A 17,764-nucleotide genomic window follows, 5' to 3' on the forward strand; every position below is an offset into this window, starting at 1 on the left:
ACGAGGAGTCACGCAGCAGGGTTGACGAGACGGCCGACGAAGATGACGGCGCGCATCTCGCGGTGAACGATTGCCCACAGGAACGGCCGATCGGCAACGACCGTCAACGAAGGCGGTGGAGGTGCAGATTCGTCGAATGTCATCCCTGTGGCCGCAGCCGCTTCGGTGCCCGCCTCGTCGACGACCACCTTCGCCCCGTGTACCGCAGAGGTGATGAAGATGCCCGGGGCGATACCGTCGAAACCCGCGCCAGGGCACAGCCCCAAGGGACACAGCCACGAGAAGATGTCCGCAGCAGGCAGTTCTTGGGTCCACTTGGGCATGGTGAGCTGCACGCTGCCGTGTTGTGCGACGTCGGACAATCCGGCCACGGCGGCAGCGTCCAACGCCTCCTCGACGGCCTCCAAGCCGTCCCGCTCGTGAGGGACGACGAGCCACATCGCCAGCTCGCCGCCTGCGTAGGGCAATTCGACGGCATCGGCGTTGTCCGTCACGACGTAGCGGCGATCGAGGGGCTCGTGATCGCGCATGAACGGCACGGTCACCGTCTGCCCGGCATCCGTGGTGAACTCGCCGTCGTTGGTGAGATCGGCCAAGAACGGTTCCTGCCAGTCGGCTTGGAGATACACCGTGTTCACCAAGGTCAGCTGCTGGCCTTGGATCGTCGCTGCGTCCACCATCGCCGGAATGAGATCACGAGTGCGTTCGGACACCCAGTCGTTCACGGCAGCGGCGGCCGTCTCGCCGTCTGCGGTGTCGACGGGCTGCAGCGTTGCGCCGTAGTGCAGGGCGGCCGTGTTCAGGAACTCAGGCAGCGGGGCGAACTCGTGATCCGGGAAGAGGCGGCTGGCAACCTCCACCGTGTTGGACGCAGCCGAAGCTTCGCCCAGAGCAAGGTCGACGGCGTTGGCGGCGCTGTGGCTGGCGTGCTCGGGGAATCCGAAGATCTGGTCCAGCGTCTCGGCGGTGTCGGCCGAAGCGCCGGCTCTGGCGAGGCTGAAGGCCATGCCGATGCTCAGCGGGCTGGACACGGCGTTGCCCTGCAGGTGACGATGGAAGTTCCAGCCGGCGGCGTTGACCCCCGCGACCCACGCCGCCGTCGGAGCGTCGGTCGCCGCAGGCAGTCGATCAGCGACAGGCTCGATGGCAGCGAGAACCCTGGACGAATCGCCGCAGGCCGCCGCAGCAACAGCCAAGCCACCGATGGCCGCGATTCGCAGGGTCGACCCGAGACTCACTCCAGACATTGTGCTACATCGACGGTGTGGTGCTGACGCGGGTACGTGGCCGCATTGAACGTTGCTGCGATGGCAGGCGTGACCGCGGCCATCGCGCCTTCCAGATTTCTCACGCTCCTGACCCTTGGACGCCCGAGACGTGTGAGACACTGAGCAATGGAACCGATCGCGAGCTCAAGAGCGTCGGGCGCCAAGCCCGCGGCGGGTTGCGGTCCCGACCTGAAGACGAGGAGATGACGACATGTCGACCCGAAAGACTGGCTGGTTGAGAGCGGCAGCCGGGTTGGCAGCCATTGCCCTCGCCGCTGCTGCTTGCGGCGGCGGGACGACGGCGGGCACCACCGTCGATGCCGGGGACACGACTCCGGCCGCAGCGGCCCAGACGTCGGTCACGACGGCCCCCACAACTGCAGTGACGAGCACTGGGGCCGGTCCGGCCGAGGCACCGCTCACATTCCTGGTCGCTGCTCTGGAGAAGAGCAGCAGCCGCGCCGTGCGCGGCAGCATGCAGACGAGTGTCGGCGCGATGGGGGACATCGTCGTGCAGTTCGAGGCTGATGCCGACGGCAACCTGTCGTTGGCGTGGAGCTTCAACGAGGCGATGAGCGCTGGCGTCAGCGGGCTGGGCGTCGAGACCCGGTTCGTCGACGGCAACGTCTACGCGCAGTTCGTGGTGCCCGAAGGAGCGCCTAGCTTCGTCCGCGAGACCATGCCGGCGGGCTGGTTCACGGCCGACGCGAACAGTGCCGCAGAGCTGGGCGCTGTATGTCCGTCGACACGTCCCGGCGCGGCACCCGATGACGGGACGTGCCTGTCGCCCACTGACCATTCGTGGCTCATCCAGCACATGGTCAGCGCTGAGTTGGTCGGCCAAGCCGACATCGACGGCGAAGCGACGACCCACCTGCGCGGCACGCTGGACCTGGCCGCGGCGTCGGAGGGCTTGTTCGACGGGAACGATTCCGGCGACGGCGTGGACGTCTTCGACGAGGACATCTTCCCCGAGGAACTCGTGTACGACCTGTGGGTTGACGCTGACCATCTGCTGCGGCGTGTCAGCTTCGACATGGGTGCCCTGCTGGGAGACTTCCTCGAGAGCCTCAGCGCTGATGAGCCAGGGGCTGAACCGGAAGAGTTGGCGGGCTTGCTCGGCGCTGCGGTCACGGTGGACTTCCACGACTACGACACCGGCATGGTCATCGAAGCACCCCCGCAGGACGCCATCGTCGGCGACATCGGCGATGTGATGGGCGCTGTTGGCGGCGAGGACTCCGGCGAGGGTTCGACGCAGGGACGTTCGTAGCGAAGAGCTTGTTGCCATGCCAGTCGCGGGGACGGAGGGTAGCCGACGCGACCGGGGCTGGCCGAATCAGCGGACCCTGTTGCTGTACCTCGTGGGAGGATTGCTGATCGCGGCCGTCCCCGTAGCGGTGTCGCGCCTCGTGGAGCAGCCGAGCGCGCAGACCCACGTCATCGACATCCCCCACGGCACCGCCGAACGTCTGGCGTCCGGGGAGGATGTCGAGATCATTCCCGAGGAGCTGGAGTTCCGGATGCGCGACGCATTGGTCATCGTGAATCGTGACTCGGTGAAGCACACCATCGGCCCTTTCGAGGTGGAACCGGGCGAGACGTTCGAGCGCACGTTCGGCGAGGCGGCGGCGTTCGCCGGCTACTGCTCATTGCACCCCGCCGGCAGCATTCGCATTTCGGTCGGCGGCGACTGAATCACGGCGAGGCGTAGACGCGGACGATGCGGTTGCCCATGACGCGGTCGGTGTTCGTAGGCCGCCGCGGCGCTTCACGCGCATGAGGCAGACTGAACCCATGGCAGATGAAGGCTTGACAGCTTCAGGACCGGTGATCGATCTGTCGGTCGAGGTGACCGGCGATGTGGACACGGTCTGGCGCGCGGTCGCCACAGGCCCGGGGATTTCTGCTTGGTACGTGCCCCACACTGTGGAGGAGCGCACCGGGGGCGCTGCGACGGCGTCGTTCGGACCTGAGCCGGAGATGCAGATCGAAGGCCGTGTCGCCGTGTGGGAACCGCCGCGTCGGGTCGTCTTCGACGGCGGCGAGGCCGTCGAAGGGTTGACCTTCGAGTGGACCGTCGAACCCCGCAATGACCACACCTGTGCCGTGCGGCTGCGCAACAGCGGTTTCGGAGACGCAGACCCGCAGTACGACGCCATGGTGGACGGCTGGAAGCTGTTCATGTCCAATCTGCAGCTCCACCTTGAGCACTTTGCGGGTCAGACGGCCACGTCGGTCCTCGCCATGGTCATGTGGCCGGTCACGGCTGAGCAGGGCTGGAAAGTGCTGGCCGAAGGGCTGGGGATCGAGCAGATGCCAAGCGTCGGCGAGCGGTTCGACGCCGTCGCAGACGACGAAACGAAGCTGGGCGGCTCGGTCGTCGACACCGGCCCTCGTCGCATCGCCTTGCTGTTGGACACCCCCGCAGCCGGCACCGGGTTCCTGACTTCGGAGCTGAACGGCGACACGGCCATGGTCTCGGTCTGGCTCTACCTCTACGGACCCGAGGGTGCGGCAGCCGCTGAGCGTGACGACCCCCGTTGGCGGGCGTGGCTCGACAGCCGCGCCCCGCAGGCCGCAGCCGCTCCTGGCTGACCCAACCGACAGCGTGTTGGTCAGCCGGCGAGCTGGGCGGTTCGTTCTGGGGTGAACTCGAACAGGTACGGGTCGAGCGATTCCTGCGCGGCGAGCCGCCATTTGTGCCAGTTGCCGCCGCCGTAGTACGCCAAGCTGCCGGGTTCGGCCTCGCCGTGGCCGTTGTAGTACGACAGGCAGTCGCGCAGCGGGGCGGTGGCGATGTCTGCCAGCCGGCAGTGCTCTGCGTAGCCGGCTTCTGCCTCTTCGGTGACGTCCACGACGTTCCACGCCTTGTCGCGCATCTCGGTCAGCATCCAGACGATGTAGTCGCCGTGCGTGTCGATGGCGTCGGTGAAATTGAAGCTGCCACCGCCTCCTTGTGGACCGGACACGATGAACAGGTTCGGGAACCCCCGACTGTGCAAGCCCAGAAACGTCCGCGTGCCGTGGCGCTGCCACTTCTCGCTCAGCGTCACTCCCGCTCTGCCCGTGACCATGTTGAACGTCGAGGTCGCCATCCACTGGAAGCCGGTGGCGTAGATCAGCACGTCGAGCGGGTACTCGACGCCGTCGTGTACCACCCCGCGCTCGTTGATCTCCTGCACGCCCATCGGCGCGGTGTCCACGAGGTGTACGTGGTCCAGGTTGAACGTCGGCAGGTACTCGTCATGGAACGTGGGCCGCTTGCAGCCGTACGGGTAGTACGGCTTCAGCGCCTGAGCCGTCGCGCCGTCCTCCACGATCGCGTCCACGCGTGCGCGGATCTGCTCCATGATGCGGAAGTTCGTGTTGAGCTGGCGTTGCACCAGCTCCTCGGGCGGGAGCTTGCGAGTGTGCTCCTTGCGCTCCTTGAAGTCGTCGACGCGGCCTGCGAGGTAGTCGTCGTTGGCCTTGATCGCCGTGCGGCCCGAGGAGATGCGGGCGAAGCGCTTGCGCCGCGCCCGCGCCCAGCCAGGCGCCTTCGCCCATTCGGCGACCTCTGCGGGATCGGTCGCCCGCTGGTCGCGCACGTCGATCGACGACGGCGTGCGCTGGAACACATACAGCTCGCCCACCACCTTGGCGATCTCGGGGATGACCTGCACCGCTGTGGCACCGGTGCCGATGATGCCCACCCGCTTGCCTTCGAGGTCCACGTTGTAGTCCCAGCGCGACGTGTGGAACGACTCGCCTTCGAAGGCGGCCATGCCGTGGATGCGGGCCAGCTTGGGGCTGGTGAGAATGCCGTTGGCCAAGATGACGTAGCGGGCCCTCATGGCGTCGCCGCGGTCGGTGCGGACGGTCCAGCGGCCGGTCTGCTCATCCCAGACCGTGGCTTCCACGGTGGTGTGGAACAGACAGCGGTCATAGAAGCCGAACTTGGCGGCCATTGCCTGGCAGTACTCGAGAATCTCGAAGCCCGAGGCGAACTTCATCGACGGGATGTACTCCATCTCCTCAAGCAGCGGCAGATAGCTGTAGGACTCCACGTCGCACGCGATGCCGGGATAGCGGTTCCAGTACCAGGTTCCGCCGACGTCGCCGCCCTTCTCGCAGAATCGCACGTCGGCGAAGCCCGCTGCCTGCAACTTGTGCCACAGCAGCAGCCCGGCGAACCCTGCGCCGATGACCAGCACTTCGCACTCGTCGTCCAGCGCCGCCCGCTCGATCGGCGGCGCCGAGTACACGTCTTGGAGGTAGTGCTCGAACTCGCCGTCCATGGCCATATAGTCCGCTGCGCCTCGGCGGGCTTCGGAGAACTCCCGGTACCTGGCCTGCTCCTGCGCGTTGAACACGGCGCCTGGCGGCGGAGGGGGCAGCTCCTTGAGATGACCGTCGGCGTTGACCGAGTAGCCCTTGCCGGTGATCTTTGCGGAGGCCTTGGCTGCTCGCGTGTTGAACACCTTGCGGCCTGTTGCCGGGTCTACGCTGATCGCCGGGCGAATGCTCGAATCCGCTGCCGGCCGGTTCTGTGTCATGCCTGTGACCTCCGTGGACGCCGCGTTCGATGCTAGGCGGGCGGTACCGGGACGCGTCCGGCCACGATGGCTCGCGTGCAGGCACGCGACGGACCGCGCTGTGGGCCTCGGCCGGGACGGTCGTCGTGCTCGTCGCTCACCTGCACACCGCGATGGCGGCGGGAGGACCGGTGGCAGTGCCCGACATTCCTGCCTACCTCGGCATCGCCCAATGGGTGGGCGGCGACGGGCTCGCGTTGCGAGACGTTCCGTTCCAGCCGGGCTACGGGCTGCTGATAGCGCCCTTGGTGGCGGGTGCGTCGATCCTGCCGGGAGGCCTCAGCGGCGAATCGGTGCATCACCTCGCCTTGGCCGTCAACGGGTTCGCTGCTGCCGCCGCGGCGGTGACAGCGGGCCGGCTGGCGCTGGTGGTGTCATCGCGCCGATGGGTGGCCGCGGTCGCAGGACTCCTGGCAGCAATCCATCCATCGCTGTCGAGCGCGTCACGCATTGCGTGGCCCGAGACCTTGCTCGCGCTGGCAGTGGTGGCGACCGCGCTCGCTGCAGCCACCGCCGCGAAGGCTGCGGACACCGATGCAGGCGTACGCGCTTGGGCACGAGCCGGTCTGATCGCGGCCTTGTCGGTGGCGCTGCACGCCCGCATGGTGGCCCTGTTGGTCGCCATCGTGCTGACCGCGCTGCTGTGTCGGATCGGCCGACGGGAACGCACGGCCCTTGGAGCGGGCCTGCTCGTCGGCGGCGGAGCAGCGGCCGTGGCCCTGACGTTCACCGGCACGTGGCCGACGCAGCGCGTGGGCGAAGCGGCGCAGTTGGACCGGGGACTCGAGCCGATTGCGACCATTGCCGGCCAGCTCCTGGCGCTGGCCGGAGGCACCGTCGGGCTCGGGTTGATCGGCTTGGCAGCGGGCACGAGCGTGGCGGTGCGCTTGGCCCGCCGCCGGCGCGGACGCGACGGGGCCAAGCTGCAGCTGCCCGCACACGGGTGCCCCGAGGCGTGCGGCGGCCGCGCCCCACGCAGCGATGATCCGCTCACCGCTGTGCTGCTGTGCTTGTCGCTGGGCGCGCTCGCCGTTGTGCTGCTCGGCGGCTGGACGCTGACCGGAAGCAATCGGGCTGACGCACTGCTCTACGGTCGCTACGTCGATCCGTGGGCGGTCCCGCTTTCTGCCACGGCGCTGGCGTGGTTGGGAACTTGGCGCCGAAGCTGCCGCCCGGCATCCGTGCTGAGCGCCAGCACCGCGACGGCGGTGCTCGCGTGCGTCGTGATCGTCGGTGTTTCGGCTGGCTATGACGCCCCGGCGCGTCGCATCATGACGCTGTCGTTCAGTCCGTGGTGGTCGTGGCTGGGCGGGCGATTGGGGGCTGTGGCGATCGCGGCCCTGTGCGTTGCGGTGGGCGGCATCGTTCTTGCTGCAACAGTGTCGCGCAGCCGTGGCCAGTCGGCTGGGGGCGGGCTGGTGCTCGGCACGTTGGTGGCGGCCGTGTTGGCTGTGAGCGCAGTCGCCACGGTCTCGAACCATCGCGGTCTCGCTGACATCGGCGCGGTGGCGCGCGGCCAGGTCACTGCTGCGGCGATCGTGTCTGAAGCAGTGGCTGCCGACGGTCTGTCATGTCTCGCCCACGATGAAACCTCGGTGCCCGACTACGCACTGTGGCTCTATCGGCTGGAGGTGCCGCAGATCCGCCACGAGCGGGTGCGACTGCGCGCCGGTGCTCGCGCCTGCTCGGAGCTGGTGATCGCCCACGACAGTCTCGCCGGGCGCTGCACGAATGCCCGGCGCCTCATCGACGAACCGGCCGCGTCGTGGTCGCTGTGGCAGCTGCCCGAGCGCACCTGCCTCGGCGCGTCGAACGCGAGGAGCGCCGCGCTGCATGAGCCCACCAGCGTCCAACTAGCGTTGGGCGATGGCGCTGCGAGCACTGAGCCGGCATCGGCGGTGCTCGATACAGCAAGTGCTGGATTGAGCTGAGCACATTGCGGACATCGCGGCGAGTGGCTGGCGGCAAGCTCACATCGTTGGCATTGCTGGTTGCAGCAGTGGCACACTTCGCGTCGGCATGTGCTGATGCCTCCTCGGCCGACGATCGGTCTCGCTCGGACTCCACCGAGGAAAGGGCCGTTGACCTCGTGTCGGCGACCACGGGTGCCGCGTTGGCCAACGCGGACGCTGCGGCGACCACGGCCGCGGCAGGCGAGCCGGCTGCCACGGAGGAAGCGACCGCACCTGCCACGCAGAACGATGCGCCGGCACCGTCGAGGGTCGTCCACATTCTCGGTGGCCCGCGAGAGGACACGGTCTCGGCCCTGCGCGACGGCATGACCGCGCCGCTGTTACCCGAGCCGCTGGTGTCCCCACGTGAGGTCCGGTCCGGCGGACCGCCGCCCGACGGCATTCCTTCCATCGACGCACCGCAGTTCGAGCGAGCGGGCGATGTCGAATTCCTCGAGCCCCAAGAGGCAGTCGTCACGATGACCCTCGCCGACGACGCCCGTGCCTACCCGGTACAGATATTGCTGTGGCACGAGATTGTCAACGACACGGTCGGTGGCGAGCCGGTGACCGTCACCTACTGCCCGCTGTGCAACACGGCCATCGGCTACTACCGGCAACTCGGGAATCGCATCTTCGACTTCGGCACCTCAGGCCGGCTCTACAACTCCGCTCTCGTGATGTACGACCGCCAAACCGAGAGCCTGTGGTCGCACTACACCGGGCAGGCGATCGCTGGTGTGTTGACCGGTGCCCAGCTTGAGCTGATCCCAGTGGCCACTGTGGCGTTCGAGACGTTCCTCGCCGACTATCCCGACGGCTTGGTGATGACGCGTCCTGCCGGCGTTCAGCGGTCATACGGAACCAACCCCTATCCCGGGTACGACCGGCCAGACGGCAGTCCGTTCTTGTTCAGCGGCACTCCCGATCCGCGTTTGGCGCCGCAGGCTCGGGTCCTGGTCATCCGTCACGGCGGCCAAGCTGCTGCCGTCGTCCACGAGACGTTGGCGGCCCGAGCCGTAGTGACGGTCGAGCTGGGCGACATCGAGGTTGTTGCCTTTCACCAGCCGGGCACAGCCTCGCCCATCGACAGTCCACAGGTGGCGCTGGGCCGCGATATCGGCGCCACCGGGGTGTATGACCCGACAGTGGGCGGCCGACGGCTCACGTTCACGCGAGCGGCAGATGCCTCGAGCTCGGCGGGGCTCGGAGCATTCGTCGACGATCAGACTGGGTCCGGCTGGTCGCTGCTCGGACGCTCCCTCAGCGGGCCGCTCGCGGGGACACAGCTGACGCCCATCGAGCATCTGGACACGTTCTGGTTCGCAGCGGCCGCATTCGACGGCGACATCGAGATCGTCGGCGCGCCGTGAGTCTCGGCGGCGTCGCCGGCGCTGGATGTGAGTCCGAGGAGCTGAGTCCGACCGCCGGCGCGCGGTTCAGTCGCCGTCGCCGATCTGAGACTGCAGGTAGCGCTCGACGCCGATGTCCTCGATGAGGCTCTGCTGGGTCTCGATCCAGTCGAGATGCTCTTCCTCGCCGACCAGCAGTTGCTCCAGCAAGTCGCGTGTACCGCCATCGCCATGGTCCAGGCACAGCCGCACGCCCGTTCGGTACCGCTCGATGGCCTGCTCTTCGAGCTGACGGTCGAGAGCGAGCTGTTCGGGCACCGTCTCGCCGATCATCACCCTGCCCAGCCGCTGCATATTGGGCAACGCATCCAGCAGCAAGATGCGTTCGATCAGACGCTCGGCGTCGCGCATCTCCTCCATCGACTCCTCGCGATACTGGGAGGCCAAGCGCCCGTATCCCCAGTTGTCCGCGATCTTCGACGCAGCGAAGTACTGATTGATGGCCGTCAGCTCGGCCGTCAGTGCCTCGTTCAGAAATTCGATGACCTCGGGCGATCCCTGCATGAACTCCACGCTAGACGCGAATGCGGGGCTACACGCGAACGCGGGCGCGCGGGTGCTCGTCTTCGAGGGTCGCGAGCGCGCACTGGTCGAGCACTGCTTGGATGGTCGCGACGCAGCCGGCGCAGTCCGAGCCGGCGCCGCAGTGCTGGTACACGTCGCTGACTGTCGTGCCGCCGAGCGCGTGGATTTCCCTGATGGCGGCCTCGTTCGTCGCAAGACACTGGCAGACGATCATGGACGACACGACCCCCGACGCTGCATCGGCCCACGTGCCCAAATGGCACACGAACTCTTGATGGCCCATGTTAGGCACTGCTAACAGCAATGGCACACGTCCCGCTGCACGCATCGTCATCTGGTCGCAGCGATCTGTCGCGCCGGGTTCGCATGAGACACCGCTCGGTTGTGGCGGAACGAGACGGCCTCGGTGCGCCTCTGCTTCGGGCGAGTGCCGGCGCGCTCAGTCGAGGCAGGCGCTGCTTCGCGGCCTCATGTCGCCGGGGTCCCGCCGGCTGAGGTGACGAGGATCCGCTCCGCGGTGTAGGCGCTGACGCCTATGGCGCCTTCGCTCATCCCCACCGTGGCCGTGCCGTCGGGCGACACGGACATCATCGTGCCGACACGTCCAGGCATCAGACCGGACTTCTCCAAGAACTCCAGCTGGCCCGGCTCAAACTCGAGCTCCTCGGGAATGCGCTGCACCGTGAATGCGCAGCCGGCATCGATCTGAGCCAGCGGCGTCACGTCTCGGGGGGCCTCGTAATCCGTGCCGGGGATGGGATTGCCGTGGGGACAGGTATTCGGATCGTGCAGAACCTTCATCATCGCTTGTTCCACCACGGGCGATATCACATGCTCCCAGCGGCCCGCTTCATGGTGGGCGTCGGCCCAGCTCAGCTTGAGGATGTCGGTCAGGAACCGCTCCGCCAGCCGGTGGCGGCGCACGACGGTCGTCGCGATCTGCTCACCCTCGTGCGTCAGGCTGATGTGCGCGTCGTCGTCGACCTTGACCAAGCCCTCGCGCCGCATGCGCCGGATCATCTCCGACACGGCGGGGCGCGAGACGTCGAGACGCTCGGCGATGCGAGCTTGGATGACCTCCACGCCGTCCTCGGCCAGTTCGTACACCGTCTCGGAGTACTCCTCGAACGCTGGGTGGTACTCCACCGGCTTGTAGGACATAGCTGTCACACTACCCGCGGCGTGTCACCTGGCTGAGCCGTCGCCGTGTCGGGCCGAGCACGTTGCGTGGCAAGAATGGGCAGCGGCGGGAGCCGGAACATGACGAACGAGCCACTTCGCCCCGACGACCACTTGCCCACGACGGGCAGCCCGTTCGGCGAGCCGATTCTGCGAAGCGAAGACGACCGGCTGCTGCGCGGCCGCGGTCGCTACATCGCGAACATCCGCTACGACGGGCAGCTCGCCGTCGCCTTCGTGCGCAGTCCCGTCGCTCATGCGCAGATCGTCTCGGTCGACGTCTCCGGCGCTCGAGCGGCCCCCGGCGTCGTCGATGTCGCTACCGGTGCGGACCCGGACTTCGTCGGATTGGCGCTGGTGGCCTCATCGGCGCTGCCGAATCACGTGAGCACTCCTCAGCCAGTGCTCGCAGCCGACAAGGTTCGCTACCAAGGCGAGGCAGTCGCTGCCGTCGTTGCTTCCACCGCCGCGCAGGCCGCCGACGCTGCCGAGCTGGTGGAGGTGACCTACCGCGACCTGCCGCCGCATGTCGACGCAGTCGCAGCTGCCGCGGACCCCACACCGCCGGTACACGACGTCGCTCCCGACAATCTCATCGTCACGCGCACGTTCGACGCCGGTGACGTGGATGCGGCACTGGCTGCGTCGGATGTGGTGGTGGAACGCTGCTATCGCACCAATCGGCACGGCGCGACTCCCATCGAGGGCCGAGGCGTCGTCGCAGTCTGGGAGCACCACCGATCCCGGCTGACGCTGCACGCCACTTCGCAGGTGCCGTACCTGCACCGCAATGCGCTGGCGCAGGCGCTGGGCGTGCCGGACAGCGCAGTGCGCATGGTCGTCGGCGACGTCGGCGGCGGCTTCGGCATCAAGGCGGCGCTGTACCCCGAAGATGCTGCGGTCAGCCGGCTGGCGCAACGGCTGGGGCTGCCGGTGGGCTGGGTCGAGAGCCGCTCGGAGCACATGACCACGGCACTGCACGCCCGCGATCATCACTACACCGTGCGCGCAGGCTTCGCCGCCGACGGCACGATGACAGCGCTCGACGCGGTCCTTCACGCCAACGTCGGCGCGTACAGCGCGCCTCCGTGGACGGCGGGCATCGAGACGCTGATGGCCGGCGGCCTGCTGACCGGCCCCTACAAGCTCTCCCACTATCGCTGCAAGGTGCTGGGGGTGGCCACCAACACCACGCCGACCGGCCCGTACCGCGGCGTCGCCCGGCCGGCGACCGTGTTCGTGATGGAACGCCTGCTCGACGATGCAGCCAACGAGCTCGGCATCGATCCCGTCGACCTGCGTCGTCACAACCTGGTGGCGCCTGCCGACGTGCCCTACACGGCTGCCACGCGCCTGGTACACGACTCGCGCACCTATCTCGACTGCCTTGAGGGTGCCGTCGAGCTCATCGACTACGCCGGCTTCCGGGCCGCACAGCACCAGGCCGCAGAGCACAGGGCCGCACAGCACAAAGCCGCCGAGCACAAAGACCGGGGCACCGCGAAGGCCCAGCGAGCCTGCGGGATCGGCTTCGCGTGCTACAACGAGCTGACCGGTCTCGGCCAGAAGGCCTCGGCAGGTCCGAGGCTGCCGTTTCGCACCGGTCACGAATCGGCGCAGGTACGCATCGATCCATCGGGCGCGATCACCGCGGCACTGGGCGTGACATCACAGGGCCAGGGCTTGGAAACCACCATGGCGCAGGTCGTGGCAGCCGAGCTTGGCGTCGGTGTCGAGCAGGTGACCGTCGAGCTGGGTGACACCGATCGTCTGTCGTTCGGGATGGGAGCGTTCGCGAGCCGCCAAGGCGTCATCGGCTCGGGCGCGGCGACGCTGGCGGCTCGCGCGGTGCGGACCAAGGTGCTCGTCGTCGCTGCACATCTGCTCGAAGCCGAACCCGAGTGGCTGAGCATCGACTGCGGACTGGTCCACACTCAGGACGCGCCGTCCGTCGGCGTCACGCTCGCCGATGTCGCGCACGTGGCCTACTTCGAGCCTCACCGCCTCCCGCCCGGCCTCGAGCCTGGCTTGGAGGCGATGCGTTTCTACGACCCGATGACCGGCACGTTCGCAGCAGGCGCGCAGGCGGCGGTGGTGGCCGTGGACCTCGAGACCGGCGATGTGGAGCTGCAGCGGATCGTGTGCGTGGAGGACACCGGTCGCATGATCAATCCGATGGTCGTGGAGGGCCAGATGCACGGCGCCATCGCGCAGGGCGTGGGCGGTGCGCTGCACGAGCACTTCGTCTACGACGCCGACGGGCAGCTGTTGGCCGGCAGCTTCGTGGACTACTTGGCCATCACGGCGGACCGGATGCCGTCCATCGAGCTCGGCCACATCACCGATCCGGCTCACAATCTGAACCAGGTGCGCGGCGCCGGCGAGGGCGGCACGCTCGGACCCTATGCCGCCATCGCCAATGCCGTCTGCGATGCGCTCGCACCGCTGGGCATCACCATCGACGAATTGCCGCTCAGCCCTGCTCGCGTACATGCGGCGCTCGCAGCCGCGCGCCGACAGCGGCGATGAAACGCGGCCGGGCTCAGGTGTGGGCACCTGCGCCGAGGTAAGCATGTACCACGGCGTCGTCGACACGGATCTGCGCCGGCGTGCCCTGCGCGATGACCTGCCCGAAATTCAGCACATAGATGTAGTCGCACACCTCGAGCACGAGACCCATGTCGTGATCGATGAGCAGGATCGCCACGCCTTCCGATGCCACATCCAGCAATCGCACCCCCAAACCGACGCTCTCCGCAGTGGTCAGCCCCGCAGCAGGCTCGTCGGCGAGCAGCACCCGCGGCCCGGGCGCCAGTGCACGAGCGAATCCGACCAGCTTCTGGCTTCCGAGCGGCAGGCTCGAAGGCTTGGCGTCCGTGTCGGCAGACAAGCCGACGAGTTCCATCGCCGCATCCACCTGCGGGAGCGGCGCCGACCGTGTCGGGGCCACGAAATCGGCGAGCACCGAGGCGAACGACGAGTGTTCCGCCGCAACCCGCACGTTCTCGCTGACGGTCAGGTCGTTGAACAGTTCGAGCGACTGCCAGGTGCGCGTCAAGCCGAGCCGGGCGCGCTCGTGAGGCGATTCGCGGGCGAGCGGCATGCCGCAGAGCGTGACGTGCCCTCGTGAGGGAACGAAGCCCGTCAGCGCATCGACCAACGTCGTCTTGCCGCCGCCGTTCGGTCCGATCAAGCCGACGATCTGACCTTCTCGGATCTGCAGCGACGCGCCGTCGAGGGCCTTCAGCGCGCCGAATCGCACGGTGAGATCAGCCACGTCGAGCACGACGGGAGCGTTTTCGAAGCTGGCGGGTCGTGCTTTGCGCACGTAGCCCGAGCCGGCTCGAATGGTGCTGCCCGGAATGGTGCTGCCCGGCATTGTGTCGTCAGATGCTCTGGAGTCCTGCGACGACGCTGCTTGAGCATCGCTGTGTCCGCGAGCCGATGCCACCGCTTGTCGAGCAGCCCGCCAGGCTTTGAGCCGGTGCAGGTTCTGTCGGTACGCGCCGGCGATGCCTTCGGAGAAGAAGATCGCCGTGAGCACCAGTGCAACTCCTGCCACGAACTGATACCACCGCCCGAGCGGGGCGATGCGGTCGACGGCGATGTAGACGATGCCCAGCGGCGCGAACAGTCCGGCGACGATGGCGCCGGCAACGCTGGTGATGCCGCACAGGTAGGCCAAGGCCAAGTAGCTCAGGCCTATCAGCACGGCAAAGCTGTCCGCCGAGAGCTGACCTCGGCTGTAGCCGATCAGCGAGCCGCCGAGACCGGCCAAGAACGACGCGACAGCGAATGCCAGCAGTTTGGTTCCCGTGACCGAGATGCCGATTGACGCGCTGGCTCGCTCATTCGAGCGAATCGCCAAGAACCGCCGACCGGTGGCGCTGCGAGCCAGGTTTCCGACCGCCACCGTGCAGGCGGCCACGACCGCAAGCACGAGAAATCCGAACTCCAGCCGGGCGAGATTGCGGCCGTCGCGGATGCCGAGATTCCAGCCGAGCAGCGTCGGATCGGAGATGGGGCTGCCGAACAGGCCGGAGATGGACGGGTTGCGGAACACGAACTCCTCCAGCGCGACAGCGCCCGACAGCGTGACCACCGCCAGTTGCGCCCCGCGGATCCGCAGCGCCGGTATGCCCACCACCACGCCGAAGCCGGTGGCGGCCAGCGTCGCCGCCAGCAGCGAGAAGGGAAACGGCACGTCGAGCGCGTCGCCCAGCTTGCTGAGCGCGAAGCCCGCGGCACCGGCAATGGCGGCCTGCGCCAGTGAGATCTGGCCGACCAGGCCGGTGAGCACCACCAGCGACAGCATGACCACGGTCATGGTCATGCTGGTGATGATGCCGATGCGGTAGCTGCCTTGGGCTACGACCATCAGCACGCCGGCCGCCGCGACGAACGCGGCGACCACGCTCGGGCGCATCGGCGGCCGAGTGACCTCGGGCAAGGGGTCGGTCTCCACCGCGCCGCGCGCGGGCAGCGTGTTGCCCAAGCCGTACAGCGCGATCACGATGACGCCGAACGGCAGCGCATGGGAGATGCCGGTGATGGCCCAGTCCGGCCACCATGGGCTGCTGGTCTGGTAGACGACGATCGACTGGAAGATGCCCAATCCGAAGGCTGCCGCGACGGTGACTGCGATGGACCGCAGTCGTCCGATGACCGCCGCGGCCAGCGCCGGCACGATCGCGAGCACGTAGGTCAGCGGATTCAGCGTGACGATGGGCGAAGTCAAGATGACGAGGAACCCGGCCACGGTGCTCGACAGCACCCAGGTGGCGCCGGCCAGCTGCTGCGGCGAGTAGCGAGCCAAGCTGATCGCCTGCTCGTTCTCGGTGGACGCCCGCGTCGCCAGCCCGAGGCGGGTGTAGCGGAACCAGGCGCCCGCAGCCACCGTGGTCGCGAGCACGACGGCGGTGAGCCACAGCCGATCACGTGAGAAGCTGGTGCCCCCGAAGCTGACCGACTCGTTCGGCAGTATCGGCGCGACGACACGAGCAGCGTTCGTGAAGTGCATCACGATCAGGGCTTGGATCGCCAGCAGCACGCCCACCGACGCCACCACGCGGGCCAGGATCGGGGCTCGTCGAAGCGGACGGAACACCCCGAAGTGCACGATGAGTCCGACGAGGCTGCACGACAGCACCGCCAGCACCATCGCCAACGCGAACGGCACGCTGCCCGCTGCGCCTCCGAGCCCCACCCGGTGGCGAACGAGGACGATGGGCAGCACCAAGTCTCCCGTGCGCCTGAGTTCGTCGTAGACGTAGGCACCCCACATCGCCATCGCTCCGGTGGCGAAGTTGATGATGCCGGTGCCCCGGTAGGTGATGACGACGCCGAGCGACAGCGCTGCGTAGACGCAGCCGAAGCCCAAGCCGACGATGGCGAACAGGAGGTAGTGGTCCACTGGGGCGGGTACGGCTCAGATCGCCCGTTCACTCATCTGCGAACGCTCGCAGTTGGGTGAACAGCCATGCGGTTACAGGCCGCTGAGCTGGTACGCGTCGAAGAGTCCGTCGCCGATCACGATGCGGCCCAGCGTGCCGTCTTCGTGCTCGACGACCTGCCAGACCATGATGTGCGACATGCAGTGCGAGGACTCCGGGGGCCATGGCGCTTGACCGCAGCGCAGGCTGGGGCCGAACCAGCCAGGGGTCTCGCCGGCGGTAGCGAAGGCTTCGCTCACCGAAGCAGCAGTGATGGGCCCAGTGATCGTCTCCAGGATGAACGCGATTTCGCGCCACGCTCCGTAGGGCGCCACCGCGAAGCCGTTCACGTGCCGCTCGTGACGGGCTGCGGTCATCTCCTGCGCGTACGCCGCGAGCCGCTGTTGTATCTCCGGCGGCGCGAAGTCGGCCAGGAAGGGTGTCCACTGATCGCCTTGGGTGTAGGTGCCGACCGCGGCAGACCCCAGCAGATCGATGTACAGGGTGCACGATCCGGCGAAGATCGGCTTGTCGAAGCCGCTCGCGGCAGCCGCGCCGACCATGCCGATGCAGCCGAACTCGTCGAGATGGCTCATCATGCCTCCGACGCCGGCGGACTGCGCTGCTGCGACCGCAGCAGTCCAGTCGGGCGCGGCGGCGTCCACCACGACGCGTGTCATCTCGATGCCGTAGTGCTGGAGGACCCGTGCGATCACTTGGTCCATGAAGTCCAGTCCCGTGGGGGTGTCTTGCACGATCACTGCGACGTGATCGATACCGAGTTCTGAGAACGTCTTGGCCGGCCCGACCGCGAAGGCGCCGCTCGCTGCGTGGAGCAGGAATGCGCCGGGGCTGTTGCGCTCGGTGGGCCCCCACGAGTGAGACGAGACATAGGGAATGCCGGCGTCGAGCCACAATCCGAGCGCAGCCTCCGAGGCCATCTCGATGCCCATGTAGGCCAAGACGACATCTTCTTCGATGAGCTTGATGGCGCAGTTGACGGCGCCGTCAGGCGTGCTGTCGGAGAAGCAGAACACCGGCTCGATCTTTGCGCCGTGGATGCCGCCGGCCGCATTGATGGCATTGATGGCCACTTCGCCGCCGATGCGCAGCTCTGGCAGCGAGATGTTGCCCCCCTCGTTGTTGACGTAGCCGATCTTGATGACCTCGCCGGTCCGGTCGATTGCTGCCTGGCTGGCTCCGTTGCCGGTCGCTGGATCCGGGGCAGTTCCGTCGCCGTCGCCGGAGGTGACAGGTGAGGCAGCGACCGGGTCGTCGCTGCTGCGGCCGCCGGCCGCCGGCTCGTCGCCGCTGCCGCACGCCGCCGCGGCCAGGCAGCATGCGGCGAATGCCACGAGCAGCGCCCGTCGCCGTCCAGCGCCGAATCTCGCTGCGCCCCACGTCGTGAGTCTCATCGAA

At 67.8% G+C, this 17,764-nt stretch carries 13 protein-coding genes; 6 read left to right on the plus strand and 7 right to left on the minus strand.

From position 1 onward, the window contains the following. Positions 1–8 precede the first annotated feature (8 nt). The gene (locus ACOGI4_RS04620) at positions 9–1,238 is read right to left on the minus strand and encodes a serpin family protein (RefSeq protein WP_419842756.1); all 1,230 of its coding nucleotides are present in this window, start codon (positions 1,236–1,238) and stop codon (positions 9–11) included. Between the two features lie 241 nt (positions 1,239–1,479). Between ACOGI4_RS04620 and ACOGI4_RS04625 the strand changes: the two genes are divergently transcribed. From ACOGI4_RS04625 to ACOGI4_RS04635, 3 genes are all read left to right on the plus strand, one after another. Continuing rightward, on the plus strand, positions 1,480–2,541 hold the full coding sequence (locus ACOGI4_RS04625; protein ID WP_419842757.1) for a hypothetical protein: 1,062 nt from the start codon (positions 1,480–1,482) through the stop codon (positions 2,539–2,541). 91 nt (positions 2,542–2,632) lie between these two features. Next, positions 2,633–2,965 carry a hypothetical protein gene (locus tag ACOGI4_RS04630; protein WP_419842758.1) on the plus strand — a complete coding sequence of 111 codons (333 nt, stop codon included), beginning with the start codon at positions 2,633–2,635 and terminating at the stop codon, positions 2,963–2,965. 100 nt (positions 2,966–3,065) lie between these two features. Beyond that, positions 3,066–3,866 carry an SRPBCC family protein gene (locus ACOGI4_RS04635; RefSeq protein ID WP_419842759.1) on the plus strand — a complete coding sequence of 267 codons (801 nt, stop codon included), beginning with the start codon at positions 3,066–3,068 and terminating at the stop codon, positions 3,864–3,866. 20 nt (positions 3,867–3,886) lie between these two features. On the opposite strand, the gene ACOGI4_RS04640 is transcribed toward ACOGI4_RS04635, so the two are convergent. Next, entirely contained in the window at positions 3,887–5,806 is a 1,920-nt protein-coding gene (locus tag ACOGI4_RS04640; protein ID WP_419842760.1) for a flavin-containing monooxygenase, read from the minus strand. Between the two features lie 29 nt (positions 5,807–5,835). Between ACOGI4_RS04640 and ACOGI4_RS04645 the strand changes: the two genes are divergently transcribed. Both ACOGI4_RS04645 and ACOGI4_RS04650 read left to right on the plus strand, forming a co-directional pair. After that, positions 5,836–7,776 (plus strand): hypothetical protein, encoded by a 1,941-nt coding sequence (locus tag ACOGI4_RS04645; RefSeq protein WP_419842761.1) that lies wholly within the window; start codon positions 5,836–5,838, stop codon positions 7,774–7,776. A gap of 47 nt (positions 7,777–7,823) precedes the next feature. Further along, entirely contained in the window at positions 7,824–9,170 is a 1,347-nt protein-coding gene (locus ACOGI4_RS04650; protein WP_419842762.1) for a DUF3179 domain-containing protein, read from the plus strand. Positions 9,171–9,236: 66 nt separating this feature from the next. Here ACOGI4_RS04650 and bfr read toward each other — a convergent pair whose 3' ends face one another. From bfr to ACOGI4_RS04665, 3 genes are all read right to left on the minus strand, one after another. Continuing rightward, a complete protein-coding gene (gene bfr, locus ACOGI4_RS04655; protein ID WP_419842763.1) occupies positions 9,237–9,713 on the minus strand; it encodes a bacterioferritin in 477 nt (158 codons plus the stop codon). 28 nt (positions 9,714–9,741) lie between these two features. Next, positions 9,742–10,017 carry a (2Fe-2S)-binding protein gene (locus tag ACOGI4_RS04660; protein ID WP_419842764.1) on the minus strand — a complete coding sequence of 92 codons (276 nt, stop codon included), beginning with the start codon at positions 10,015–10,017 and terminating at the stop codon, positions 9,742–9,744. A gap of 185 nt (positions 10,018–10,202) precedes the next feature. Continuing rightward, complete coding sequence (locus tag ACOGI4_RS04665) at positions 10,203–10,895, minus strand: metal-dependent transcriptional regulator (protein ID WP_419842765.1); 693 nt, start codon at positions 10,893–10,895, stop codon at positions 10,203–10,205. Positions 10,896–10,994: 99 nt separating this feature from the next. On the opposite strand from ACOGI4_RS04665, the gene ACOGI4_RS04670 reads away from it, so the two are divergent. Continuing rightward, positions 10,995–13,442, plus strand: coding sequence for a xanthine dehydrogenase family protein molybdopterin-binding subunit (locus ACOGI4_RS04670; protein WP_419842766.1), 2,448 nt, complete (start codon positions 10,995–10,997; stop codon positions 13,440–13,442). Positions 13,443–13,455: 13 nt separating this feature from the next. Here ACOGI4_RS04670 and ACOGI4_RS04675 read toward each other — a convergent pair whose 3' ends face one another. Further along, entirely contained in the window at positions 13,456–16,326 is a 2,871-nt protein-coding gene (locus ACOGI4_RS04675; RefSeq protein WP_419842767.1) for an ABC transporter permease subunit, read from the minus strand. A 72-nt stretch (positions 16,327–16,398) separates the two neighbouring features. Then, positions 16,399–17,760: an ABC transporter substrate-binding protein gene (locus tag ACOGI4_RS04680; protein ID WP_419842768.1), complete on the minus strand. Its 1,362-nt coding sequence runs from the start codon at positions 17,758–17,760 to the stop codon at positions 16,399–16,401. Positions 17,761–17,764 lie beyond the last annotated feature (4 nt).

This window comes from Candidatus Poriferisodalis sp. (assembly GCF_965205175.1).
Lineage (GTDB): Bacteria > Actinomycetota > Acidimicrobiia > Acidimicrobiales > Poriferisodalaceae > Poriferisodalis.

Excerpts from the sequence above, each read along its gene's own strand:
- ACOGI4_RS04680 (WP_419842768.1), bottom strand. The coding sequence starts at position 17,760 with ATGAGACTCACGACGTGGGGCGCAGCGAGATTCGGCGCTGGACGGCGA.
- ACOGI4_RS04640 (WP_419842760.1), bottom strand. The coding sequence starts at position 5,806 with ATGACACAGAACCGGCCGGCAGCGGATTCGAGCATTCGCCCGGCGATC.
- ACOGI4_RS04660 (WP_419842764.1), bottom strand. The coding sequence starts at position 10,017 with ATGGGCCATCAAGAGTTCGTGTGCCATTTGGGCACGTGGGCCGATGCA.
- ACOGI4_RS04625 (WP_419842757.1), top strand. The coding sequence starts at position 1,480 with ATGTCGACCCGAAAGACTGGCTGGTTGAGAGCGGCAGCCGGGTTGGCA.
- ACOGI4_RS04665 (WP_419842765.1), bottom strand. The coding sequence starts at position 10,895 with ATGTCCTACAAGCCGGTGGAGTACCACCCAGCGTTCGAGGAGTACTCC.
- ACOGI4_RS04670 (WP_419842766.1), top strand. The coding sequence starts at position 10,995 with ATGACGAACGAGCCACTTCGCCCCGACGACCACTTGCCCACGACGGGC.
- ACOGI4_RS04645 (WP_419842761.1), top strand. The coding sequence starts at position 5,836 with ATGCTAGGCGGGCGGTACCGGGACGCGTCCGGCCACGATGGCTCGCGT.
- bfr (WP_419842763.1), bottom strand. The coding sequence starts at position 9,713 with ATGCAGGGATCGCCCGAGGTCATCGAATTTCTGAACGAGGCACTGACG.
- ACOGI4_RS04635 (WP_419842759.1), top strand. The coding sequence starts at position 3,066 with ATGGCAGATGAAGGCTTGACAGCTTCAGGACCGGTGATCGATCTGTCG.